Source organism: Stenotrophomonas sp. YJH_SMC_8 (assembly GCF_059371315.1).
In genome coordinates this window covers 347496-370982 of record NZ_JCAFUL010000004.1, presented here as the reverse complement: position 1 = coordinate 370982, position 23487 = coordinate 347496, and the positions used below count along the sequence as shown (strand labels likewise).

Below are 23487 nucleotides of genomic sequence, written 5' to 3'. Positions count from 1 at the left end.
GCGAGTACGCTTCGTCAGAGCAGCGCGACGCCGTGCTGCCTGAATGGCTGCATCACTACAACTGGCACCGACCCCACATGGGGATCGGCAGCCAACCGCCTATTTCCAGAATCCCGCTGAACAACGTGGTGGGTTTACACAGTTAGTCGACTGACGCGCGCAGCGCGGGGTTTTACGCCGTCGGGACGAAGAGCAGTCGACTAACAGTCGACTCTACCGGTCGGCATCCCGGTCGCCGTCCCGGTCGCCGCCACCGGCTCCCGTGCCGATCACCGCCGCGGTCCGCGCCACAGGCCCCCATCACCGGCCCCGTGCTTGCCGTGGTTCAGTTTCCCAGGGTTCCCCTCCCGCCGATCCTGCGATACAGTCAGGGGGTGTCCAGCCTGACGACCCCGCATACCCTTTCTTCCGCACGCCGTTGGTGGCGATGGTGGCCCGTTGCCGTCGTCCGCCCCCATAACGCTGTGTCCCGGAAGGAAAGTCGTCTTGAACTCGCACGCTCAGTTTCAGCTGCAGGCCGCTGAAGGCCACACCCATATTCCCGTTGTCCGCGAAGTGCTGTCCGACCTGGACACGCCGCTTTCGGTCTACCTGAAGCTCGCCGACGGCCCCAATACCTACCTGTTTGAATCCGTCGAAGGCGGCGAGCGCTTTGGTCGCTACTCGATCATCGGCCTGCCGGCGCGCCGCGTGTACGCCTTCCACGGCCACACGCTGACCGTGCGCGAGGACGGCCAGGTGGTGGAAACGCGCGAGGTGGCCGACCCGTTCGCCGAGGTCGAGGCGCTGCGCAGCGCCCACTCGGTGCCCAAGCTGGACGGCCTGCCGGGCTTCACCGGTGGCCTGGTCGGCTGGTTCGGTTTCGAGTGCATCGGCTACATCGAGCCGCGCCTGGCGCCGCCGGCCGGTCGCGATGAGCTGGGCACGCCGGACATCCTGCTGCTGGATTCCAACGAGCTGGCGGTGTTCGACAATCTCAAGGGCCGGTTGTACCTGATCGTGCACGCCGACCCGCGTATCGAAGGCGCGTTCGAGCAGGCGCAGGCGCGCCTGGATGCGCTGACCGCCAAGCTGCGCGCACCGGGCGCGGGCTATCCGGCGCCGCTCAACAGCGACGTGCTGGACGAATCCGATTTCGTCTCCGGTTTCACCCGCGAAGGCTTCGTCGATGCGGTCCAGCGCAGCAAGGAATACATCCGCGCCGGTGACATCTTCCAGGTGGTGCTGAGCCAGCGCCTGAGCGTGCCGTTCAAGGCGCGCCCGGTGGATGTGTACCGTGCGCTGCGCGCATTGAATCCGTCGCCGTACATGTATTTCCTCGATGTCGGCGACCTGCAGGTGGTCGGCTCTTCGCCGGAAATCCTGGTGCGCCTGCAGGATGGGGAAGTCACCGTGCGCCCGATTGCCGGCACCCGTCCGCGCGGCGCCACCGTCGAGCAGGATCTGGCGCTGGAAGCCGAGCTGCTGGCCGATCCGAAGGAGCGCGCCGAGCACCTGATGCTGATCGACCTCGGCCGCAACGATGCCGGCCGCGTCTCGAAGGCCGGCACCGTGGAAGTGGGCGAGCAGTTCGTGATCGAACGCTACAGCCACGTCATGCACATCGTCAGCGAAGTGACCGGGCAGCTGCAGCCGGGCCTGAGCTATGCCGACGTGCTGCGCGCCACGTTCCCGGCCGGCACGGTAAGCGGCGCGCCGAAGATCCGCGCGCTGGAAGTGATCCGCGAGCTGGAGCCGATCAAGCGCAATGTCTACGCCGGCAGCATCGGCTACATCGGTTGGCACGGCGACGCCGATACCGCGATCGCGATCCGCACCGCGGTCATCAAGGATGGCCGCCTGTACGTGCAGGCCGGCGCCGGCATCGTCTACGACTCGGACCCGGACAAGGAATGGGACGAGACGATGAACAAGGGCCGCGCGCTGTTCCGCGCCGTCGCCCAGGCCGCCAAGGGCCTGTAAGCCTGCCTCGCCACGGCGGCTGCGCCGTGGTCGTTGCACTGTTCCCGTTCAAGACAAGGAGTACCGCATGAAGCTGCTGAGCGCATTGCTGTGGTCGTCACTGCTGGCCACGATGGCCCCGTCTGCATGGGCGCAGGCCAATACCATTCCCTCGCAGCCGCACCTGCTGGTGAAGGGCGAGGCGCGCCGCGTGGTGATGCCGGACCGGTTCGGCCTGCAGTTGAACATCGAAGAGACCGACATGGACGCCGACGCCGCGCGCCGCCGCGTGCAGGACAACGTTGCCCGCGTGCTGGCACTGTTCAAGCAGCACAAGGCGGTGGACGGCAGCGTGCGCGCGGACAACCTGCGGATTGGTCCTGCAACGCGCTATGAGCAGAACCGGCAGGTCTTCATCGGCACCCGCGTGTCACGCCAACTGCGCGCCAGCTTCACCAGCGTCCAGCAGATGCAGGACGTGCTGGGGGCGCTGAAGGCCAATGAGAACGTGCAGGTCAGCAGCGTGGCTCCGACGTATTCGGGTGAAGTGGCGCTGCGTCGCGAACTCAAGGGCGAGGCGGCGGCCCAGACCCGCCAGTCCGCGCAGGGCCTGGCCAAGGCCTACGGCACCCAGCTGCGCGGTCTGTACAGCATTTCCGACGTGGCGCCGAACTTCGCCTATGGCATCCAGGCGGGCAGTTGGCCCAGCAGCGGGGACCTGGTGACGCCGCCTTCGCCGCCCGCGCCCGAGGCACCGATGAACAGCATCGAGAGCACGGGCTCCCGCCTGCGCGAGTCGGTGGAAGCCGGCCCCATCACCTACACCGAAAACGTATACGCCATTTTCCTGATAAGCGACGGAACCTGACCATGTTGTGGATGATCGACAACTACGACAGCTTCACCTACAACCTCGTGCAGTACCTGCAGACGCTGGGCGCCGAGGTGAAGGTGGTGCGCAACGATGCGATGAGCGTGGACGAGATCGCCGCGCAGAAACCCGAGCGCATCGTCATCTCGCCCGGCCCGTGCACGCCCAACGAAGCGGGCGTATCGCTGGAACTGATCGAGCGCCTGGGCCCGACCACGCCGATCCTCGGCGTGTGCCTGGGCCACCAGGGCATCGGCCAGGTCTACGGCGGCACGGTGATCCGTGCCGGCAACATCATGCACGGCAAGACCTCGCCGATCCGCCATGAAGGCAAGGGCGTGTTCGCCGGCCTGCCGGACCGTTACCAGGCCACCCGCTACCACTCGCTGGTGGTGGACAAGAACAGCCTGCCCGACTGCCTGGAAGTGACCGCCTGGACCGAGAACGACGACGGCTCGATCGAAGAGATCATGGGCCTGCGCCACCGCCAGTTCCCGGTGGAAGGCGTGCAGTTCCACCCCGAATCCATCCTCACCGAACACGGCCACGCCCTGCTGCGCAATTTCCTGCAGCGCCCGGCGGCCTGATCCAAGGAGCATTCCCATGAGCTTCTCCCCCCAGGAAGCCCTGCATCGCACCATCGAGCACCGCGAAATCTTCTTCGACGAAATGGTCGACCTGATGCGGCAGATCATGCGCGGCGATGTCTCGCCGATGATGACCGCCGCGATCCTCACCGGGCTGCGCGTGAAGAAGGAGACCGTGGACGAAATCGCCGCGGCGGCCACCGTGATGCGTGAATTCGCCCGGCCAGTGCCGGTGGCCGATACCTCCAACCTGGTTGATATCGTCGGCACCGGTGGCGATGGCTCGCACACCTTCAACATCTCCACCTGTTCGATGTTCGTCGCCGCCGCCGCCGGCGCACGCGTGGCCAAGCACGGCAACCGCAGCGTGTCGTCCAAGTCCGGCAGTGCCGATGCGCTGGAAGCGCTGGGCGCGGTGATCGAACTGCAGCCTGACCAGGTGGCCGTGGCCATCGAGCGGACCGGCATCGGCTTCATGTTCGCGCCGATCCACCATCCGTCGATGAAGGTCGTCGCGCCGGTGCGCCGCGAGATGGGCGTGCGCACCATCTTCAACATCCTCGGTCCGCTGACCAACCCGGCCAGCGCGCCTTCGGTGCTGATGGGCGTGTTCCATCCCGATCTGGTGGGTATCCAGGCACGCGTGCTGCGCGAGCTGGGCACCGAGCGTGCGATGGTGGTCTGGGGCCGCGACAACATGGACGAGATCTCGCTGGGCGCCGGCACCCTGGTCGGCGAACTGCGCGACGGCAAGGTGCGCGAGTACGAGATCCACCCGGAAGACTTCGGCATCGCCATGTCGGCCAGCCGCAACCTGCGCGTGGACGGCCCGGAGCAGTCCATCCAGATGCTGCGCGCCGTGCTGGACAACGAGCCCGGCCCGGCGCTGGACATCGTCGCGCTGAATGCCGGTGCCGCCCTGTACGTTGCCGGTGTGGCCAGCGACATCGGTGATGGCCTGGCCCGCGCCCGTGCCGCCATCGCCAATGGCAGCGCCCGCCAGCGCCTGCAGCAGTATGTGGAGACCACCCGCGCGCTGGTTGCCTGAGCGCGCGGTTCAGCCTGACCCTCTCGATGGCCGATAATGGCCGTCCTCACCGCCCCCGCACCGACCCGAAGACGATGAGCGACATCCTGCAGACGATCCTGGCCCGCAAGGCCGAAGAAGTGGCCCAGCGCCGCGCCCAGCGCCCGCTCGAGGAGCTGCAGGCCGCCGTGGCCAGCGCCCCGCCGGTACGTGGCTTCGTGCGCGCGCTGCAGGCGGCGGTGGCCAATGGCGACCCGGCGGTGATTGCCGAGGTGAAGAAGGCCAGCCCCTCCAAGGGCGTGATCCGCCCGGATTTCCGCCCGGCCGACATCGCCGTCAGCTACGAGTTCGGTGGCGCCAGCTGCCTGTCGGTGCTGACCGATGTGGACTTCTTCCAGGGCGCCGACGCTTATCTGCAGCAGGCCCGCGAAGCCTGCACGCTGCCGGTGCTGCGCAAGGACTTCGTCATCGACGCCTACCAGGTGTATGAGGCGCGCGTGCTGGGCGCCGACTGCATCCTGCTGATCGTCGCCGCGCTGGATGACACCCAGCTGGCCACCTTGTCCGAACTGGCCCTGTCGCTGGGCATGGACGTGCTGGTGGAAGTGCATGACATCGACGAACTGGAGCGTGCGCTGCAGGTGCCCGCGCCGATGATCGGCATCAACAACCGCAACCTGCGCACCTTCGAGGTATCGCTGCAGACCACGCTGGACATGCAGAAGGCGGTGCCGCGTGACCGCCTGCTGGTCACCGAGAGTGGCATCCTGGGCCCGCAGGACGTGGCGCTGATGCGCGATGCCGGCATCCATGCATTCCTGGTCGGCGAGGCCTTCATGCGCGTCGAAGAGCCGGGCGAAGGTCTGCGTCAGCTATTCTTCGCGGCATGACAACGCACTATCCAACGCCACGCGAGGATGCGCCGCTGGTGGTCTTCGACTTCGACCACACCCTCTACGACGGGGATTCGGGCACCCACCTGTTCGCCTCGCTGATCAAGCGCAACCCGCTGCGCATGCTGGCCGCACTGCTGGTCACGCCGATCGCCGGGCCGCTGGTGGCGATGCTGCCGACCCGCCGAACGGGTATTTCGGTTTACGTGTGGATCGGCAGTTTCGGCCTGCACCGGGCGCGTGATTTCAACAAGGTGATCGATGCCTACGTGCTGCGCAACGAGGCGCAGATGCGCGCCAAGCTGCTGCCGCAGGCGCTGGACGTCTTTGCGGCGCATCGCGCCAAGGGCGACCGTGTAGTGGTCGCCACCGGTGCGCCGCCGGAACTGGCGCGCGCGATCCTGGCCTTCGTGGCCCACCAGGACGTGCCGGTGATCGGCACCGAGGTCGGCCCGCGGCTGGGTGGCGTCGGCCCGACCCGCCACTGCCACAACGAAGAGAAGATGCGCATGCTGCGTGAGCGCGGCTACGGCGACATCGACATCGCCTACTCCGACAGCACAGCCGACCTGCCGCTGCTGCTGGCCGCGAAAGCGCCGGTGGTGGTGAACCCGAAGCGCTCCAAGGTGGATTTCTTCCGCAGCGTGCTGCCGGCCGGCACCCGCATCCTCAACTGGGGCTGCGTGGACCGTGGTGGCGACAAGGCCTGAGCCAGGGGTCAGATCCCCGAAGGGGCTCTGACCCCATCGCACGGTGAATGATCCGCCGGGCACGGCCCGGCGCTACCGGAACAGGCGCGGGTAGCGCCGGGCCATGCCCGGCGAGCGATCAGCGATACAGGTGCCCGTACACCGCATGGCCGATCTGGAACAGGCTGATGCCCAGCACCAGCACGCCAACGGCCACCAGCACCCAGCGCTCCTTCACCCGCTTGACCAGGATGGCCGCCACTGGCGCAGCCATCATGCCGCCGATCAGCAGGCCGGCAACGATCTGCAGGTGCTGCACGCCCATCGACAGCAGGAAGGTGGCCGAGATGGTCAGGGTGACGATGAACTCGGCCGCGTTGACCGTGCCGATGGTGGTGCGTGCCTGGCCGCCGCGGGCGAGCAGGGTGGACGTGGCCACCGGCCCCCAGCCACCGCCGCCGCTGGCATCCAGCAGGCCGGCGAAGAAGCCCAGCACCGGTACCCGGCGGATCTCGCCCTTGGGCATCCAGCGTCCGGCGGCGCGGGCCAGGATGATGATCGCCAGCACCAGCAGGTACAGGTAGATCAGTGGCCGGATGATGTCGCCGGGGATCTGGGTGAGCACGTAGGCGCCCACCGCGCCGCCCACGGCGCCGGGCAGGGCCAGGCGCAGGAACAGGCGTTTATCGACATTTCCGGCGGCAAGGTGCGACACGCCCGAGGCACCGGTGGTGAACACTTCGGCGGTGTGGATGCTGGCGCTGACCTGCGCCGGTGGCAGGCCCATGCTCAGCATCACCGACGAGGACACCAGGCCGAAGGCCATGCCCAGGGCGCCGTCGACCAGCTGTGCGCCGAGGCCGATGAGGATGAACCACCAGAATTCGCTGCTCAGTTCCATGCACCGAGCCTAGCGCGCGAAGGAGTGCGGACCAAGGTCCGCACCCACGGGGGCTCAACGGGTGCCGTACAGCACCACGGTCTTGCCGCGTGCATGCAGCAGGCCGTCGGTCTGCAGCTTCTTCAGCACGCGGCCAGCCATTTCGCGCGAGCAGCCGACCAGGCGGGCCAGTTCCTGGCGCGACACGCGCAGCTGGCTGCCCTGCGGATGGCTCATCGCTTCAGGTTCCTGCGCCAGATCGTGCAATGTGCGCACGATTCGATCGGTAACGTCCAGGAATGCCAGGCGACTGGCCTTGCGGCTGGTATCGAGCAGGCGCTTGGAGATCTGCTGGCCCAGCGCATACAGCAGGCGCGGGGCGTCGGCCGACAGCGGGCCGAGGAACAGCTGGTGCAGGCGTTCGTAGCTGATTTCGGCCAGTTCGCAGGCGGTACGAGTCCGCAGGATCACCTCGCGGCGGTCCGATTCGACGAACAGGCCCATTTCGCCAACGAACTCGCCGGCACCGAAGTAGCCCAGCACAAGCTCGCGATCGTCATCTTCCTCGGCCATGATCGAAACCGAGCCGCTGACAACGTAATACAGGGTTCCCGCCGGGTCACCGGGTCGGAAGACGTCGGTACGGGTGGGATATCGCCGCCGGTGGCTGTGCGCCAGGAAACGATCGATGGTGGCGATATCCAAGGCCAGTGGACTGCTAGCTAGGCGCACGGTTGACACGATAGGGGCGCTCCCTCTGCGCATGAACGGATTCACGGGGTCGATAGCGGAGCTTAACCAGCGCAATTGTTAAGGGCAAACAGTGTGCCAGAACTCTTGCGTCTTCACGTTCCCCCCGGGGACAGTTTGCCCCATAATTCCCCCTTTCCCTTCTTACACAGGAATCGACCGCCGTGGTCAAGCCGTTGCCTCGCCTGAGGCTGCAGGGTTTCAACAACCTCACCAAGGCGCTGAGCTTCAACATCTATGACGTGTGTTACGCGCGCACCGAAGAGGAGCGTCAGCGTTACATTGAATACATCGATGAAGAGTACAACGCCGACAGGCTGACTCAAATCTTGACCGATGTCGCCGAGATCATCGGCGCCAACATCCTGAACGTGGCCCGCCAGGACTACGACCCGCAGGGTGCCTCGGTGACCATCCTGATCTCCGAAGAGCCGGTGATCGACAAGAAGCTGGCCGGCAAGGAGCTGATCTCCGACGCCGTGGTCGCGCACATGGACAAGAGCCACATCACTGTCCACACCTACCCGGAAACCCATCCGCAGGAAGGTATCGCGACGTTCCGCGCGGATATCGACGTCGCCACCTGTGGCGTCATTTCCCCGCTGAAGGCCCTGAACTACCTGATCGAGAGCCTTGAGTCGGACATCGTGATCATGGACTACCGCGTCCGTGGCTTCACCCGTGACGTGAAGGGCAAGAAGCACTTCATCGACCACAAGATCAACTCGATCCAGAACTTCCTGGCCAAGAACATCAAGTCGCGTTACGAGATGTTCGACGTCAACGTCTACCAGGAAAACATCTTCCACACGAAGATGCACCTGAAGGACTTCGACCTGGACCAGTACCTGTTCGAGGAAAAGGCCAAGAACCTGTCGTTCAAGGAACGCATGAAGATCGAAGCGCTGCTCAAGCGCGAGATCGAAGAGCTGTTCCACGGCCGGAACCTGTCCGAGTAAGCCCCATGTGCGATGCCCGCAGGCATCGCCACCCAGGCGGGACGACCCGCCCCGTGGAACCAGTGCCCCGCACGCGTTACAGTTCCACGGTGATGTACCGACCCACGGCCCGGTGTGAAAACACCGGGCCGTTTCGTTTTTCTCAAAAAAGGTAAGGAGCCCCCACCCATGCCCTGGATCTACCTGCTGCTGGCCGGCCTGTTCGAGATCGGTTTCGCCCTCGGAATGAAGTACTCCGAAGGCTTCAGCAAACCCCTGCCCACCGCTGCCACGGTGGTATCCGCGCTGATCAGCCTGTACCTGATGAGCCAGGCGATGAAGAGCATCCCGGTCGGCACGGCCTATGCGATCTGGACCGGCATCGGCGCCCTGGGCGTGGCGGTGCTGGGCATCTACCTGTTCAACGACAGCGCATCGCCGGCCCGCCTGGCCTGCGTGGGCCTGATCGTGGCCGGCGTGATCGGCCTGAAGCTGGTCTCGCCCAATTGATTGACGGGGTCGGATCCTTTTCCCGACGGGAAAAGGCTCTGACCCCACGCCGTGGTTACAGTCGGTAGGCGATGGTCTTCATGACCTTGGAGGCCAGCGCCATCGCGCCCGGAATCGGGAACGGCAGGCGGCGTGCGCCGGCCTGCTCGGCGTGGTCCGCATGGCGGGCCTCGTCTTCCTTCATCACCGCGATGACCGCGCGGCTGCGCAGGTCGCCGGGCGGCAGGTCGACCAGGTGCTCGTCCAGGTGGGCCTCCACCTGGCGCTCGGTCTCGACCACGAAGCCCAGGTTCCAGCCGTCGCCGCGCAGCCCGGCCAGGGTGCCGATGGTGTAGCTGCCGGCGTACCACAGCGGGTTGAACAGGCTCGGACGGCTGTCCAGCTCGCCCAGGCGGGTGGCGCACCAGGCCAGGTGGTCGGTCTCTTCCTGCGCCGCTTCCAGCAGGTGTTCGCGCGTGGCCGGGTCGCGGGCCACGGCGGCCTGGCCGAAATACAGGCCCTGCGCGCAGACCTCGCCGACGTGGTTGATCCGCATCAGGCCTGCGGCATGGCGCCGCTCGGCGCTGTCCATGCCCGGCTCGTCGGTGTCCGAGGCGGGGTAGGGGCGGGCCGCCGGCGGATTGCCGAACACCGTGTCCAGGGCGCGCTGCGCCTCGGTCAGCAGGTGGTCCAGCGGAGTGGTCTGGCGGAGCACGGTCATGGCAGTACGCGGTGGGGCGGAAGACCCCTGGATTCTCGCCCGGCCCCGCGCCCCTGCCAACCCGGCCCAGGGGGCGGGTTGCGCGCTCCCGGCAAGGTGAGTACAATCCCGCCTCTTACGCTTCACCTTTTCACAACGCGTGGCAGAGTTCCGGCGAGCCTTTCGCCGCAATGAGCCCGACCTAACCTAGAGTTCTTCATGAGCACTTTCACTGCCAAGAACGAGACCGTCCAGCGCGACTGGTACCTCGTCGACGCCGAGGGCAAGACCCTGGGCCGTCTCGCCACCGAGCTGGCCCGCCGTCTGCGCGGCAAGCACAAGCCGGTCTACACCCCCCACGTTGATACCGGCGACTACCTGGTCGTCATCAATGCAGAAAAGATTGCCGTCACCGGCAAGAAGCTGCAGGACAAGATGTATCACCGTTTCACCGGCTACATCGGCAACCTGAAGACCGAGTCCCTGGCCCAGGCGCTGGAGCGCCACCCGGAGCGCGTGATCGAGATCGCCGTGAAGGGCATGCTGCCGAAGGGCCCGCTGGGTCGCCAGATGTACCGCAAGCTCAAGGTCTACGCCGGCACTGAGCATCCGCACGCCGCACAGCAGCCGCAGGTTCTGGATATCTAATCATGGCTATCACTCAAAACTACGGCACTGGCCGCCGCAAGTCCTCCACCGCTCGCGTGTTCCTGCGCAAGGGTTCGGGCAACATCACCGTCAATGGCCGTCCGCTGGACGAGTTCTTCGGTCGTGAGACCGCGCGCATGATCGTGCGCCAGCCGCTCGAGCTGACCAAGAACACCGAAAGCTTCGACATCCTGGTCACCGCCGCTGGCGGCGGCACCACCGGCCAGGCCGGTGCGATCCGTCTGGGCATCGCCCGTGCTCTGGTCGAGTACGACGAAACCCTGAAGTCCGAGCTGCGCAAGGCCGGCTTCATGACCCGTGACGCCCGTGAAGTCGAGCGTAAGAAGGTCGGTCTGCACAAGGCCCGCCGCGCCACCCAGTTCTCCAAGCGCTGATTTACCGCGCCTGGTTGGGCTCCTTCGGGAGCCCGCTGGATGGAAAAGCAAAAGCCCGGCTTCGGCCGGGCTTTTGTCGTTTCGGGGGTGTGCATTGGAGAGGGTGGGGTCAGGGCCTTTTCCTGCGGAAAAGGATCCGACCCTGTGTCTCTGTAGAGCCGAGCCGATGCTCGGCTGCTCCTGGTCGGTGGGATGCGTGACCAAATCAAAAGCAAAAGGCCAGATCTTTCGATCTGGCCTTTTGCTTTTGATTTGGCTGCCCCGGATGGATTCGAACCACCGAATGCCTGAGTCAGAGTCAGGTGCCTTACCGCTTGGCGACGGGGCAAAACGTGCAACTATTTTCTCACTTTTCACGCTGAAAAACAACTTGAATTTCAGTGTGGTGGCTATGGGTGGACTCGAACCACCGACCCCAGCATTATGAGTGCTGTGCTCTAACCGGCTGAGCTACATAGCCTTGGTGAGCCCGCTATTTTGCGGATGTGTATCGACCCTGTCAACACTTTTGTGTCGTGCTTGTGGGCCGACAGAGGGCATGGGATAGTCCCGGCCAGTAGATTTTCTTAGGAGTCCGCATCGTGATCGATCCGGACGGCTATCGACCGAACGTCGGCATCGTGCTGATGCGGCAGGACGGCCAGGTGTTCTGGGCACGACGCGTGCGCCGGGATGGCTGGCAGTTCCCGCAGGGTGGCATGAACACCGACGAGACGCCTGTCGAGGCCATGTATCGTGAACTGCAGGAAGAGACCGGCCTGCTGCCTGAGCATGTGGAAGTGCTCGGGGCGACACCCGGCTGGCTGCGCTACAAGCTGCCGGCGCGGGCCATCCGCCGCAACGAGCGGCAGGTCTGCATCGGCCAGAAGCAGGTCTGGTTCCTGCTGCGCCTGACCGGCGACGAATCCCACGTGAAGCTGGATCACACCGACTCGCCCGAGTTCGACCACTGGCGCTGGGTGGACTTCTGGTACCCGGTGGAGCATGTGGTGATGTTCAAGCGCGGCGTCTATGCGCGTGCGTTGCGACATCTGGCGCCGCTGGCGCGCGGGGTGGCCGGGCAGGGGGTTACCGCCATGCCCAAGAGCGCCGCCGAGGCCTGGATGCCGGGCCATACCGCCGGGCATGACCGCCCACGCAAGCGCCCGCGGACCCGCGGCTACTGGCCGAAGAAAGTCACGGGCGATGGCCCGGCCAGCTGACGGGCTGAACGGTATCGAGAATGGTTCAGGTCTATGATTGACAACCATTCTCGTTTCCATTGGAATAGCCAACAGGCCGCTTCTGGCCTGTCAGCCCGGTCCACGCCTGTGTACGTCTGCATCTGCAACGGAGTCACCGACCACCAGATCCGCGAAGCCGCCAGCAATGGCGTCACCTCGGTGGCCGAACTGACCATGCGTACCGGTTGCGGCGCTACCTGCGGTTCCTGCCTGGACATGGCCGGCGACCTGTTGGCCAAGGCGCGTGCCACCCACGATCTGCCGCTGCCGGTATTGGGCCTGGCCCAGGTCGCCTGATCGCTTCTTCGCGGCGCATTGACGCCGCGCTTCCGCATCCTTCACGTGCGGCCGCACGGGCCAATGCGCACGATTCGCGTTCCTTCACGACCGCACGCAAGGCGTTAAAGTGCCTGCGTTTTCAGCGTGCAGGAGCATCCCCATGAAGGGCGACACCAAGGTCATCGAATTCCTCAACAAGGTCCTCTACAACGAGCTGACCGCGATCAACCAGTACTTCCTGCACGCCAAGATGCTGAAGAACTGGGGCATCAAGGAACTGGCCGAACACGAGTACAAGGAATCGATCGACGAGATGAAGCATGCCGACATGCTCGCCGACCGCATCCTGTTCCTCGAAGGCCTGCCGAACTTCCAGGCGCTGGGCAAGCTGCGCATCGGCGAGAACCCGACCGAGATCCTGCAGTGCGACCTGTCGCTGGAACGCGATGGCGTGGTCACTCTGCGCGAGGCCGTGGCCTATTCCGATTCGGTCGGCGACTACGTCAGCCGCCAGCTGTTCGTGAAGATCCTCGATTCGGAAGAAGAGCACATCGACTGGCTGGAAACCCAGCTGGACCTGATCGAGCGTATCGGCGAACCGAAGTACCTGCTGAGCAAGCTGGAAGAGTGAGTCAGCCGGCCTGGCCGGCGCAATGCTGTGCCAGGTAGCCCGTCAGTGCCACGCGCGCACGGGCGAATTCCGCAACCAGCAGCGCCACCGCGACTGCGGGGCGCTGCAGGCTGCCGCTGCGGGCTTCGTGCTCGATGCGCTGCGCGACTGCCGACAGCGACAGTGCGCCCACGTTCGCGCTGGACGACTTGAGGCTGTGCGCGACGGCCTGCAGGCGGGGCTCGTCGCCGGCCTGCGCGGCCTGCTGCAGTTGCTGCACCATCGCCGGCGCGTCCTCCAGGAATACCGAGATGATCTGGATGGCGGTATCGCCGATCACCGCGTGCAGCTCGTCCAGCACGTCGCGGTCCAGTACCGGTTGCGGTGGCAGCGCCACCTGTTTTTCCGGGGTCTGTAGCGCCGAGCCATGCTCGGCGGATGGAGTACGACTGTCGTTGGCCGTCAGCCGAGCATGGCCCGGCTCTACAGTCGGCTCTACAGAAGGCCGCCCAGGTGATGCAGCTTTCCCGCCCCCCCAGCGCTGCAGCAGCGCATGCAGGGTGGCACGTGCAATCGGCTTGGACAGATAGTCGTCCATGCCAGCCTGCAGGCAGCGCTCACGGTCACCGGCCATGGCATTTGCGGTCATCGCGATGATCGGCAGGCGCGGACGCCCGTTCTCCACTTCCTCGGCGCGCCAGCGGCGGGTGGCGGCATAACCGTCCAGCACCGGCATCTGGCAATCCATCAGCACCACATCCACATCGCCTTCGCGCAGGGCAAGCAATGCCTGCTCGCCATCGGTGGCGTTGCGCACCTCGCACTGGAACACGCGCAGCAGCTGCTCGGCCACCATGCGGTTGACCGTGTTGTCCTCCACCAGCAGCACGCGCAGGTGCAGCGGCGGCAGCGTGGGCGTGGGCTGCCCCTGTTCGGCATTGGCCAGCAGCGCGGCAGGGCGCGCATGCGCGGCCGGTGCAGCCAGCAGTGCATGCAGCGCAGCGTCGTCGAAATGCGAGGGCAGCTGCCGCTGACGCGGGTGCGCCGGAAGGGCATCGTCCTGCAGCCACAGCACCTGCAGGGCGTCGTCCTCGCCACGTTCGGCCAACGCCTGTTGCAGCGTCGCTTCACCGATGCGGCGGGCACGTGCATCGACCAGCAGCCACGCCGGTGCCGGTTGCCCCGGCCTCGGCATCGCGCGCAGGCGCTCGACCACGGCATCGAGCTGCGCCATGGCGTGCACCAAGAGTCCATGATGGGCCGCGATGCGCTCGATGCGTGCCTGCAGGATCGCATCGCTGCTGAACAGCAGCAGCGAGTCTGGCGTGCGCGCCATGGCCGGCAGGTCGCCGGGCACCTTCAACAACGGGATCTCGAACCAGAACGTGGCGCCCTGGCCGGGCGTGGACTGCACGCCGATGCGACCGTGCATCAGGTCGATGATGCGCTTGCAGATCGCCAGGCCCAGGCCGGTGCCACCGTAGATGCGGGTCGTCGAGGCATCGGCCTGGCTGAAGGACTGGAACAGGCGCGCCTGCAGTGCCTCGTCGATGCCGATGCCGGTGTCGATGACCTCAAAGCGCAGCTGGTGCTGTGCCGCACCTTCGCCCAGGCGCTGCACGCGCAGCTGCACCTGGCCGCGTGCGGTGAACTTGATCGCGTTGGCCAGCAGGTTGCTCAGCACCTGGCGCAGTCGTACCGGGTCGCCACGCACCGGCAGGCGCACCGACGGGTCCAGCTGCAGCCCCAGCGACAGGCCCTTGGCGTCGGCGGCGCGCTGCATCAGCTGCACCACGCCATCAAGCAGGTCGCGCAGGTTGAAACTGGTGATCTCCAGTTCCAGTGCCTGCGCTTCCAGCCGCGAGTAGTCGAGGATGTCGTCGACGATGCGCAGCAGCTGCTGCGAGCTGGCAGATGCGGTGGCCAGCATCTGCCGCTGGTCCTCGCCCAGCGGGCCGCGCGCGATCAGCTCCAGCATCGGCAGGATGCCGTTGAGCGGCGTGCGGATCTCATGGCTCATCGTGGCCAGGAACTCACCCTTGGCCAGCACCGCTGCCTCGGCGGCCTGCTTGGCCTGCAGCAGCTGCTGTTCCAGCTGCCCCTGGCGTTCGGTGGTGCGGCGCAGCTGGTCACGTTCGCTGGCCAACGCGCTGCGCTCACGCTGCAGGAGGGCCAGTGCATGGTTGCGCGCGCGCAGCCGCAGGCCCAACAGCAGCGCCGTGATGGAGGCCGCGGCAAGGGCAACCAGCAGCGCGACCCACATCGGCACGTCAGAGCACCGCGTTGTGGAAGTCGAAGTTCAGATCGCTGCCGGCAGACTGCACCATGTTGCCCTGGATGTAGTCGACACCGCCCACCCACATCGCGGCGGCGGCCTGCGGGTCTTCGATCTGCTGGCCGATGATTTGCTGCCCGGCGGCGTGCGCCCGCTCGATTGCCCGGCGCAGCTCTTCGCGGGTGGCCGGATTGGAATGGCTGCTGGAGAAGCGCGCGGCCATGCGCACGAACGACAGCGGCAGCTGGGTCAGCAGCGCATCGGCTTCGCCCCCGGGTTCGAACTGGCTCAGGCAGAAACGTACGCCGGCCCCTGCCATGCGTTCGCAGAACTGCTGCAGCGGCACGGTGTGGATCAGCGCATCCGGCAGGCGCACGTCAATCACCAGCGCACTGCCGGGCAGGCCGCGCTGCTGCAGTGATTCCAGCAGCCAGTCGGCGAAGGCATCGCGCTGCAGCGTGCGCAATGACTGCGAGACGAACAGGTTCAGCGGTTGCGTCGCGTGCCGGTACAGGTCGAGCAGCCCCAGTGCATGGTCCATCACCTGCTGGTCGAGATCGGCGATGCGCCCGGCGGCTTCCGCGGCCGGAATCACCTGGCCTGCCGCCAGCAGCGTACCGTCGGCCTGGCGAAGGCGCAGCAGCAGCTGGTACTGCGCGGTATTGCCGCCGGCGACGGCGACGATCGGCTGGTAGGCCAGTTCAAGCTGGCCTTCCAGCAGCGCCAGGTGTTCCTGCTCGCTGATCACGTCGCGGTGCACGTGGCCGGCCACGCCGGCGCTGAGCAGGCGTGCCTGCAGGGTGGTGCGCTCGACCGCTTCCAGCGCGCTGTTGGCATCGTCGAAGCCCGGCGACAGCGGTGCATAGCCGACCACGCCGCGCAGGTGCACGGATTCGTCATCGCGGATCACGAAGGCCCGCGCCGACAACTGCTCGCGCAGCGCAGCGGCAATGCCTTCCAGGCTGTCCTCGCTGACATTGCGCGCAAGCAGCAGGAAGCTGTTGTCGTTCAGGCGCGCCAGCAGGTGCGGGTTGCCGGCTTCTGCCAGGCGTTGCCCGGCCTGCACCATCAGGCGCTCGAAGGCGGCATAGCCATAGCGCTCGCGCAGGCCCAGCGCACTGGATATCTCGACGAACAGCACGCCGCCCTGGTCGCGGTGGGCAAGCGCGGCGTTGAGCTGCTGCAGCACGTGATGCCGCGTCGGCAGCCCGGTTTCCGGATTGCTGGTAGCCGGGGTGCCGGATACGCCGGGCAGGGTTGCGGCCTGCGCCCGCGCGCGGCGGATGCGGTTGGCCACGGCGGCGATCAGGTGGCGCGGGCGGATTGGCTTGCTCAGGTAGTCGTCGGCGCCACTGTCGAGCACCTCGAACTGGCGTTCCGGGTCCGGGTCGCCACTGAGGAACACGATGGGCAGCAGCTGCAGGCCGGGCTGCTGGCGGATCAGCGCGGTCAGGCGCATGCCGTCCAGGCCGGGCAGGTGCAGGTCCATCAGGATCAGGTCGGGGCGATGTTCCTTGATCGCCTGCAGCGCGTCATCGGCATCGCTGTGCACGATGGCCTGCATGCCGGCGCCGTGCAGCACGCTCTGTGCGAACAGCGCCTGGGCACGATCATCCTCGACGATCAGCACGCGGTAGGGCGAATCGGAATGCAGCGGTGCCGGGTCATTGCTGCCGGCCTCTGCCAGCAGGGATGGGCCGGGCAGCGGTGGCGGTGCGCTGCCAATCCCAGGGGGGGTATCGACGGCCGCCAGCGGTGCGGCTGACGCCGGTGCTGACGTGACCGCGGCCGCCGGGCCTGGCGCCCAGCGTTGCCAATGATCGGCCGGAGGGGTTTCAGCGCGTCCCGGGCGGGCGCCCGCGGGGGATTCGTTTGCGGCCATCGGTGCTCCTGGTGTTCGCGTCCATTATGCGACAAGCCCGGCGATCAACCGGTGCCGGGCTGGCGTGGACTGTCGGGCGACGCAGTGCGTGCCAGCCAGCGCACGCCCTTCCACAGGGCGCGCCAGACCAGCCACACCAGCAGTGCGCCGGCCAGGCTGCAGGCCAGCACCACGATCAGCGCGATCCACGGGTGTGCCAGGGCCAGGGCCAGGCCACCGATCACCACGGTATCCTCGGCGGCGGAGGCGACCCAGTTGCTGGCCGGCTCCGGCGAGGTGTTGAGCAGGGCACGGGTGCCGGCTTTCAAGCCATGGCTGGCCAGCGCAACACCGGCACCGGCGGCGAGTGCACCGGTGCCGAGCTGGCCGTCCGGCGACAGTGTGGCCGCGGCGAGGAAAGCACCTGCAGGCACGCGTGCCAGGGTCTGCACCAGGTCCCAGGCCGAGTCCACGCCGGGGATCTTGTCGGCGAAGAATTCGGTCACCGCCAGTGCCGCCGAGGTGCCCAGCACCCACCACGATTCGGTGGCCTGCAGGGCGGGGGGCAGGTCGACCCAGCCGAGCAGGCCGGCCAGGCCGACGCCGAACACGGTGAGGTAGACGCGGATGCCGGCCAGCCAGGCCAGCAGGATGCCGATCACGAACAGGTGGGCTTCGGTCATGGCGGTGCTCCGGCGACGGAACTGTGCAGGGGGCCACACTATCGGCGATGGCGTGCCTGAACGCCACAGACCGTGGCCGGCCAGTGCGCAGGAAACCCACCCGTCCTGTCATACACTAGCCCGTCGTTTGCCACAGGGGCCGTACCGGTGTCGCCCTCGCGATGCCCCGGAATCCACCCATGACCAACCGTCCTCCCATGCGCGTGCAGGTCCGCCTGCCCGGCGCGCCACAACCGCCGGCCGACCGTCGCCGCCTGCTGGTGATCGGCGGCATCTGGCTGCTCAGCCTGGTGCTGGCGGTACTGGGCGGCTGCTGGATGGCCACGCCGCGTGATGCGCAGGGCCAGCGCCTGCAGGCCGCCGAGAAGCGCGCCGAGACGCTGCAGGCACAGCTGACCGAACTGCGCCAGAAGCAGGCCACGCTGGAAGCTTCCGATCGCATCAGCCGCGCCGCCAATACCGAGGTGCAGTCCTCCCTGGCCGAGCGCGATGAGGAAATCGCCGGCCTGCGTGCCGACGTCGCCTTCTATGAGCGCCTGGTGGGCTCGACCAGCCAGCGCAAGGGCCTGAACACCCATTCGATCGAGTTCAGCCCGGAAGCGGCCGGCACCTGGCAGTACACCGCCGTGCTGACCCAGAACCTCAACCGCGGTGCCATCAGCCAGGGGCAGATGCGTTTCACCGTGGAAGGCGTGAAGAACGGCAAGCTGGCCACGATCAGCTGGGATGATCTGCACCAGCGCAGCAAGGTGCCGGGACAGGATTACTCGTTCCGGTACTTCCAGCAGATCACCGGCAGCGTGATGCTGCCGGCTGACTTCACCCCGCAACGCGTGCGGGTGACATTGGGGAGTGGTACGGGGGGTACCACCCAGGTATTCGACTGGAAACAGGCCGGTGCGCCGGCCAGCAAAGGGGAGTAGGCAGATGTTCGGAAGCAGCAAATCCAACCGTGAAGGCCAGCTGGTGGTGGATGCCCTGATCGGCAACCAGGTGGTGATCCGCGGCGATGTGGAATTCAGTGGTGGCCTGTACGTGGAAGGCCGCATCCACGGCAAGGTGATCGCCGCCGAAGGCGCCAGCGGCGCGACCCTGACGGTCGCCGAGCATGGCGTGATCGAGGGCGAGATCCGCGCCCAGGTGGTGGTCATCAGCGGTCGCCTCGATGGCGACGTGCATGCCACCGAGAAGGTCGAGCTGACTCCGAGCGCGCGGGTCAACGGCAACGTCCATTACCAGGTGGTGGAGATGAATGCGGGCGCCCAGCTGAACGGCCGCCTGATCCATGCCAGCGCGCCGATGGCGGCCCTGCCGGCCCCGGAAGGCGACGACGCCAATGGTGGCAAGGGTGACACTGCCGCACGCCGCAAGCTGGCAGAAGCGATGGCTTGAAAGCCATCGTCGGCGCCCCCATGCTGACGGCATGAGCACGCTAGTCTCCCTGCCCGGCGCCACCCCGGCCGCCGCGCCCGATTACCAGTCGCTGGAGCGCCCGCTGAACTTCACCGAGTCGGCGGCCGCCAAGGTCAAATCCCTGATCCAGGAAGAGGGCAACCCCGACCTGGCATTGCGCGTGTATATCGAAGGCGGCGGCTGTTCCGGTTTCCAGTACGGGTTCGAGTTCGACGAGAACCGTGCCGACGATGACCTGGCGGTGCAGACCAGCGGGGTGACCCTGCTGGTCGACCCGCTGAGCCTGCAGTACCTGATGGGCGCCGAAGTGGACTACACCGAGAGCCTGACCGGTGCGCAGTTCGTGATCCGCAACCCGAACGCGAAGACCACCTGCGGCTGCGGCAGCAGCTTCAGCATGTAAGAGCCTTGTGGCCGGGATGTGCCAACCAAGGTTGGCACCCACCAGAGCGGATCAGTAGATCCACGCCATGCGTGGATGCTCTGTGCCTCCGCGCCCACAACAGCCGATTGCGCACAGTGCCGATCTTGCCACCTGCATCGATTGGCGGCACGCTTGCCGGATGCCCAATACTCCTTCGCCGCTTTCCGGTTTCGCCTTCGTGGGCGAACCGCTGGAGCGCGCCGATGCCCTGCGCGAAGATGCCGATGCACTGGCGCGCCTGTGGCCGGGCGCGCGCATTCTGGTGCTCGATCAGGACGGCAGCGCCTTCACCGGCGATGACGACCAGCCGCTGGCGCTGACCGGCGCCGACATCGGCGGCGGTCCCGGCTCCGCGATCTTCCTCGGCCTGCGCGGGGAACAAGCGTGGTTCTCGGTTGAAGCCGCCAGCGTCACCGTCACCGCACCACGTCGCCTCGACCTGCGCCAGGCCGCCCTGCTGTGGCCGGTGGCTGATGCGACCGCTTTCAGCTACGCCCGTGGCATGTCCTACTGGCACTCGCGCACCCGTTTCTGCGGCGTATGTGGTGGTGCCGTGGCGTTCGCCCGCGGCGGCTTCGTGGGGCGTTGCGCGCAGTGTTCCACCGAGCACTACCCGCGTGTCGACCCCGCTGTGATCGTGGCGGTTGAAAACCAGGGCCGCCTGCTGCTCGGCCGCCAGTCGAACTGGGCGCCACGTCGCTACTCGGTGCTGGCCGGCTTTGTCGAACCGGGCGAGACCTTCGAGCAGACCGTGGTGCGCGAAGTCCACGAGGAGAGCAAGGTGCGGGTGACCGCCTGCCAGTACCTCGGTTCGCAGCCCTGGCCATTCCCGGGTGCGCTGATGGTTGGCTTCCGCGCTCAGGCGCACGCCGATCTGCCGACCGTGGATGGTGAACTGGAGGACGCGCGCTGGTTCAGTGCCGAGGAGGTCGGTGCCGCGCTGGCACGTGATGACCTGGACGATGGCGAGGGTATCCGCCTGTCACCGCCGATCTCGATTTCGCGAGGGCTGATCGAGCACTGGTACCGGCAGCAGAAGGGCTGAGCCAGGCCGGTGGGGGCGCCTGTATTGCCGCCACCTGAACACGGCACGGGTTACAGTCCGGTTCACCGCTGAGGGCGCCGCTGCGACAGGTAAGGTAGCGACGCCGAGCGATCTGTTTCGTAGGGAGACCCGCCATGTTCACCACTCTGGCCGCCGTGCTGGTCGCACTGGCCCTGGGCCATGTCGCTCCGGCTGCTGCTGCCTCGCTGCGCCGTTTCGACGGCTTCCGGCGCTGGTTGGGCTGGCTGGATGCGCGTGGTGGAAAGGCCTGGCAGGGGCCGGCGGGCGTTGCCCTGGCACTGCTGCCGCCGCTGCTGCTGATGGGCCTGCTGGCCTGGCTGCTGCGCGGGGTACTGTTCGGCCTGCCGTCGCTGTTGCTGGGCGTGGCGGTGCTGGCCTGGTGCTGGGGCCCGCGTGACCTGGACCGCGATATCGAGGCCATCATCGATGCCGACGATGCAGCGACGCGGCAGGCCGCAGTGCGCAACCTGCAGTCGGCCGGCGGCAGCCTGCGCGAAGACATTCCGTCGCTGGTCGAGGCGACGGTGCTCAACGCACTGCGGCGCTGGTTCGCGGTGTTGTTCTGGTTCCTGCTGCTGGGCCCGGCCGGCGCGTTGGGTTACCGGCTGCTGGCGCTGATGGCGGAGAGCCCGATGCGCGCACGCGTGCCGGTGGAGCCGCTGGCGCTGGCGCAGCGCCTGCTGGGCTGGATCGAGTGGCCGGTGGCGCAGCTGATGGCGTTCTCGATGGCGCTGGTCGGCAATTTCGATACGGCGTGGAAGGCCTGGCGCCAGGCGCACGGTGAGCGCCTGGCAGGCAACATCGGCTTCCTCGGCGCGGTGGCGCGGGCCAGCGTCAATGCCGAACTGCGCGAAGACGCGCACGACTACACCGAGGCAGGGCTGTTGCCGGTGTGGCAGCGGTTGCCGGACCTGAGGGATGCGATGAGCCTGGTGTGGCGGATGCTGCTGCTGTGGCTGGCGATCCTTGCCCTGCTGGTGATTGCAGGCTGGGTGACGTAGGTGCTTTGCAGGGCTTGCAGCCCTGCACCTGCAGAGGCCAAAGCCAAAGCCAAAGCCAAAGCCAAAGCCAAAGCCAAAGCGGCTCTGGGTTGCTGAGGGTTGGGCGGGGCGGTGTGGGGCTGCAGGACACGCCGTAAACCCGTCCGTGGGGGCTCGATGGCGCCTTGCTCGTGTGCGCTGTCCTGCGCACACGGCAAGGCCAGGGTTGGGCGTCCTGCCCAACCCGCCCGAGGCATGCCTCGGGCCCATGGCGCCAACGGTCCTGCAGCCCCACACCGCCCCACCCCCGACAGTTTCCCGGTGACGGTGGGTCAACTGCGACTGCCGGTGGGTGTCGACCTTGGTCGACACGATAGATCCACGCCATGCGTGGATGCAGAGCGAAGCGATCCGCTTTTGATCTTCTTTTTCTTTTCCGTGGTGGACGCACACGGAAACTGTCCGTGGCCGGGCGGGTGGGCTGCGCAGGGGCGTGAGCCGCATGGATGCGGCGACCGAGCTTACATGGACGTACTTGCAGCGGCCCCTGCGCAGTCCACCCGCCCGGCCTATCCCATGACCGACAAACGCCGCCCACCACGAGGGGCTGCGCCGTTGGCTGGAAACCTAGATCGGTGCCAGTGCAGTGAACGGTGCCCACGGCAGGTTGCGCAGCAGCGCGTACCCGGGCAGCACCCAGAGCCAGAACGTGGGATTGGCCAGTACCCGCATCAGCGGGTCGAGCACGCGTGGGCGGATGCCGGCGATGTTCAGCAGCATCAACAACAGGAACGGCAGGCTGATGACCAGCAACGGGTTCATCGCCATCGCGCCGGGCAGGTCGAAGTGGACCAGGGAATACAGGCAGCGCGTGCTGCCACAGCCCGGGCAGTACAGGCCGGTCAGCGCGTACAGCGGACAGCTCGGCAGCGGATTGCCGGCGACATACGGATTGACGTTGCGCAGCACCACCGTGGCACCTGCGGCCAGGCCGGCGGAAACCAGCAGCGGCGCCCAGCGGGCGAGTCGGGAACGGATGGGAAGCGCGGACATGCAACAACGGATCCGGCGCAGGCGCCGGATCCGTCCAGGCGTATCAGTAGCCGCTGTTGCTCATCGCGCCCATGCCGCCGAGCACAACGAAGAACAGCACGTACAGCACGACCAGCACGGCCCAGGCGATGGCCGACCAGATGGCCCACTTCTTGGCCTTGGCGGCGGAGTCCTGAGCGCCGGCGATGTCGCCAGCGGCCAGCTTGCCGTTGACCTGGGCGGCGTAGACGATCGACACGATGCCGGCCGGCAGGCAGCAGAACAGGGTGGTCAGGATCGCCCAGACCAGGTTGTTCGGGACCTGCGGAGTGGCGGTATTCATGGGTTCAAGCTCCTTGATGGGTGGTGGTGGTGAATCATTGGTCGGAAAGAGCGCCCAGTACGGCCAAGCCGCCGAACAGCCCGAACCACAACAACAACAGGACCGGCAGGGCCACGGCCGAAGCCACCGCCCACCAGCCCGCCTTGCGCGACGCGCTGTAAGCCCCGGGCAGATCGCCGGCCGCGCGGCGGCCATCGACCTGGGAGGCATAGACGATCGACACCACGCCCAACGGCAGGCAGCAGAACAGCGTCGTCAGGATCGCCCAGACCAGATGGTTGGGGATGTAGACCGGACGGCTGAGCGGTGGTGGTTGATTCAAAGCGAGACTCCATTCCTTGGTGGCCGGCCTTGGTGAATCGGCCGAACCTCCCCCCTGTGGGTGCGTAATCTACCGCAACCGGCGTTGCATGTATGCGTTTACACGCACGGCATGCCGTGTTCGCCACTGGACGGTGGCGTATGCGGGGCAGGCCGCAGGGTCGCCTGG

General features: G+C 66.8%; 28 protein-coding genes and 2 tRNA genes. 19 read left to right on the top strand and 11 right to left on the bottom strand.

Translation table 11 applies throughout. The annotated features are described in order from the left end of the window. From AC5P88_RS07400 to AC5P88_RS07370, 7 genes are all read left to right on the top strand, one after another. Positions 1–146: integrase core domain-containing protein (locus tag AC5P88_RS07400; protein WP_495224703.1), on the top strand; the 146-nt coding region annotated here is incomplete at its 5' end. 340 nt (positions 147–486) lie between these two features. Beyond that, a complete protein-coding gene (gene trpE / locus AC5P88_RS07395; protein ID WP_106550924.1) occupies positions 487–1962 on the top strand; it encodes an anthranilate synthase component I in 1476 nt (491 codons plus the stop codon). Between the two features lie 67 nt (positions 1963–2029). Next, positions 2030–2809, top strand: coding sequence for an SIMPL domain-containing protein (locus tag AC5P88_RS07390; RefSeq protein ID WP_106550925.1), 780 nt, complete (start codon positions 2030–2032; stop codon positions 2807–2809). Between the two features lie 2 nt (positions 2810–2811). After that, on the top strand, positions 2812–3399 hold the full coding sequence (locus tag AC5P88_RS07385; RefSeq protein WP_012481439.1) for an anthranilate synthase component II: 588 nt from the start codon (positions 2812–2814) through the stop codon (positions 3397–3399). A gap of 16 nt (positions 3400–3415) precedes the next feature. Further along, positions 3416–4447 carry an anthranilate phosphoribosyltransferase gene (gene trpD, locus AC5P88_RS07380; protein WP_106550926.1) on the top strand — a complete coding sequence of 344 codons (1032 nt, stop codon included), beginning with the start codon at positions 3416–3418 and terminating at the stop codon, positions 4445–4447. Between the two features lie 74 nt (positions 4448–4521). Beyond that, positions 4522–5316, top strand: coding sequence for an indole-3-glycerol phosphate synthase TrpC (trpC, locus tag AC5P88_RS07375; protein WP_106550927.1), 795 nt, complete (start codon positions 4522–4524; stop codon positions 5314–5316). Further along, complete coding sequence (locus tag AC5P88_RS07370; RefSeq protein ID WP_111113251.1) at positions 5313–6029, top strand: haloacid dehalogenase-like hydrolase; 717 nt, start codon at positions 5313–5315, stop codon at positions 6027–6029. The genes trpC and AC5P88_RS07370 overlap by 4 nt, the downstream gene beginning before the upstream one ends. Positions 6030–6147: 118 nt before the next feature. Here AC5P88_RS07370 and AC5P88_RS07365 read toward each other — a convergent pair whose 3' ends face one another. Beyond that, on the bottom strand, positions 6148–6909 hold the full coding sequence (locus tag AC5P88_RS07365) for a sulfite exporter TauE/SafE family protein (protein WP_054172646.1): 762 nt from the start codon (positions 6907–6909) through the stop codon (positions 6148–6150). 54 nt (positions 6910–6963) lie between these two features. Continuing rightward, entirely contained in the window at positions 6964–7653 is a 690-nt protein-coding gene (crp, locus tag AC5P88_RS07360; protein ID WP_012481435.1) for a cAMP-activated global transcriptional regulator CRP, read from the bottom strand. Between the two features lie 149 nt (positions 7654–7802). Between crp and speD the strand changes: the two genes are divergently transcribed. Together speD and AC5P88_RS07350 are read left to right on the top strand one after the other, a co-directional pair. Beyond that, entirely contained in the window at positions 7803–8597 is a 795-nt protein-coding gene (gene speD, locus AC5P88_RS07355; RefSeq protein WP_005411315.1) for an adenosylmethionine decarboxylase, read from the top strand. Between the two features lie 168 nt (positions 8598–8765). Then, positions 8766–9086 carry a DMT family transporter gene (locus AC5P88_RS07350; RefSeq protein ID WP_049435688.1) on the top strand — a complete coding sequence of 107 codons (321 nt, stop codon included), beginning with the start codon at positions 8766–8768 and terminating at the stop codon, positions 9084–9086. A 55-nt stretch (positions 9087–9141) separates the two neighbouring features. On the opposite strand, the gene coq7 is transcribed toward AC5P88_RS07350, so the two are convergent. Then, positions 9142–9786 (bottom strand): 2-polyprenyl-3-methyl-6-methoxy-1,4-benzoquinone monooxygenase, encoded by a 645-nt coding sequence (gene coq7 / locus AC5P88_RS07345; RefSeq protein WP_495224698.1) that lies wholly within the window; start codon positions 9784–9786, stop codon positions 9142–9144. Positions 9787–9984: 198 nt separating this feature from the next. Here coq7 and rplM point away from each other — a divergent pair, with 198 nt between their 5' ends. After that, the gene (gene rplM, locus AC5P88_RS07340; protein ID WP_005414692.1) at positions 9985–10413 is read left to right on the top strand and encodes a 50S ribosomal protein L13; all 429 of its coding nucleotides are present in this window, start codon (positions 9985–9987) and stop codon (positions 10411–10413) included. A 2-nt stretch (positions 10414–10415) separates the two neighbouring features. Continuing rightward, positions 10416–10808 (top strand): 30S ribosomal protein S9, encoded by a 393-nt coding sequence (gene rpsI / locus AC5P88_RS07335; RefSeq protein ID WP_005411311.1) that lies wholly within the window; start codon positions 10416–10418, stop codon positions 10806–10808. A 253-nt stretch (positions 10809–11061) separates the two neighbouring features. Here rpsI and AC5P88_RS07330 read toward each other — a convergent pair. After that, positions 11062–11136 (bottom strand) — tRNA-Gln (locus AC5P88_RS07330). A 55-nt stretch (positions 11137–11191) separates the two neighbouring features. Further along, positions 11192–11268: transfer RNA gene (locus tag AC5P88_RS07325), tRNA-Met, on the bottom strand. Positions 11269–11389: 121 nt separating this feature from the next. Between AC5P88_RS07325 and AC5P88_RS07320 the strand changes: the two genes are divergently transcribed. The 3 genes from AC5P88_RS07320 to bfr all read left to right on the top strand — a co-directional run bounded on the left by AC5P88_RS07320 (position 11390) and on the right by bfr (position 12941). After that, complete coding sequence (locus AC5P88_RS07320; protein ID WP_495224697.1) at positions 11390–12010, top strand: RNA pyrophosphohydrolase; 621 nt, start codon at positions 11390–11392, stop codon at positions 12008–12010. 108 nt (positions 12011–12118) lie between these two features. Then, entirely contained in the window at positions 12119–12328 is a 210-nt protein-coding gene (locus AC5P88_RS07315; protein WP_049426881.1) for a (2Fe-2S)-binding protein, read from the top strand. A gap of 142 nt (positions 12329–12470) precedes the next feature. Then, positions 12471–12941: a bacterioferritin gene (bfr, locus tag AC5P88_RS07310; protein ID WP_005419804.1), complete on the top strand. Its 471-nt coding sequence runs from the start codon at positions 12471–12473 to the stop codon at positions 12939–12941. A gap of 1 nt (position 12942) precedes the next feature. On the opposite strand, the gene AC5P88_RS07305 is transcribed toward bfr, so the two are convergent. The 3 genes from AC5P88_RS07305 to AC5P88_RS07295 are packed head-to-tail and all read right to left on the bottom strand — an operon-like array spanning position 12943 to position 17739. Next, positions 12943–15189: a hybrid sensor histidine kinase/response regulator gene (locus tag AC5P88_RS07305; protein ID WP_495224696.1), complete on the bottom strand. Its 2247-nt coding sequence runs from the start codon at positions 15187–15189 to the stop codon at positions 12943–12945. Between the two features lies 1 nt (position 15190). Further along, positions 15191–17077 (bottom strand): EAL domain-containing protein, encoded by a 1887-nt coding sequence (locus AC5P88_RS07300; protein WP_495224695.1) that lies wholly within the window; start codon positions 17075–17077, stop codon positions 15191–15193. A 44-nt stretch (positions 17078–17121) separates the two neighbouring features. After that, the gene (locus AC5P88_RS07295) at positions 17122–17739 is read right to left on the bottom strand and encodes a DUF4126 domain-containing protein (RefSeq protein WP_106550932.1); all 618 of its coding nucleotides are present in this window, start codon (positions 17737–17739) and stop codon (positions 17122–17124) included. A 179-nt stretch (positions 17740–17918) separates the two neighbouring features. Between AC5P88_RS07295 and AC5P88_RS07290 the strand changes: the two genes are divergently transcribed. The 5 genes from AC5P88_RS07290 (at position 17919) to ampE (ending at position 21643) form a co-directional block, all read left to right on the top strand. Further along, positions 17919–18662, top strand: coding sequence for a DUF6776 family protein (locus AC5P88_RS07290; protein ID WP_100442148.1), 744 nt, complete (start codon positions 17919–17921; stop codon positions 18660–18662). Between the two features lie 4 nt (positions 18663–18666). Further along, entirely contained in the window at positions 18667–19131 is a 465-nt protein-coding gene (locus AC5P88_RS07285; RefSeq protein ID WP_099554096.1) for a bactofilin family protein, read from the top strand. A gap of 31 nt (positions 19132–19162) precedes the next feature. Continuing rightward, a complete protein-coding gene (gene erpA / locus AC5P88_RS07280; protein WP_106550933.1) occupies positions 19163–19555 on the top strand; it encodes an iron-sulfur cluster insertion protein ErpA in 393 nt (130 codons plus the stop codon). Between the two features lie 160 nt (positions 19556–19715). Next, a complete protein-coding gene (gene nudC, locus AC5P88_RS07275) occupies positions 19716–20621 on the top strand; it encodes an NAD(+) diphosphatase (RefSeq protein WP_111113247.1) in 906 nt (301 codons plus the stop codon). Between the two features lie 134 nt (positions 20622–20755). After that, entirely contained in the window at positions 20756–21643 is an 888-nt protein-coding gene (gene ampE / locus AC5P88_RS07270; RefSeq protein WP_099554100.1) for a regulatory signaling modulator protein AmpE, read from the top strand. 606 nt (positions 21644–22249) lie between these two features. Here ampE and AC5P88_RS07265 read toward each other — a convergent pair. Genes AC5P88_RS07265 through AC5P88_RS07255 form a run of 3 tightly spaced genes read right to left on the bottom strand, consistent with a single transcriptional unit; the run spans position 22250 to position 23319 of the window. Next, positions 22250–22675 (bottom strand): DUF2752 domain-containing protein, encoded by a 426-nt coding sequence (locus AC5P88_RS07265; protein ID WP_049427336.1) that lies wholly within the window; start codon positions 22673–22675, stop codon positions 22250–22252. A gap of 43 nt (positions 22676–22718) precedes the next feature. Beyond that, positions 22719–22997, bottom strand: a complete 279-nt coding sequence (locus AC5P88_RS07260) for a CD225/dispanin family protein (RefSeq protein ID WP_005411298.1) — start codon at positions 22995–22997, stop codon at positions 22719–22721. A gap of 34 nt (positions 22998–23031) precedes the next feature. Beyond that, on the bottom strand, positions 23032–23319 hold the full coding sequence (locus AC5P88_RS07255) for a CD225/dispanin family protein (RefSeq protein ID WP_005419784.1): 288 nt from the start codon (positions 23317–23319) through the stop codon (positions 23032–23034). Positions 23320–23487: the final 168 nt, after the last annotated feature.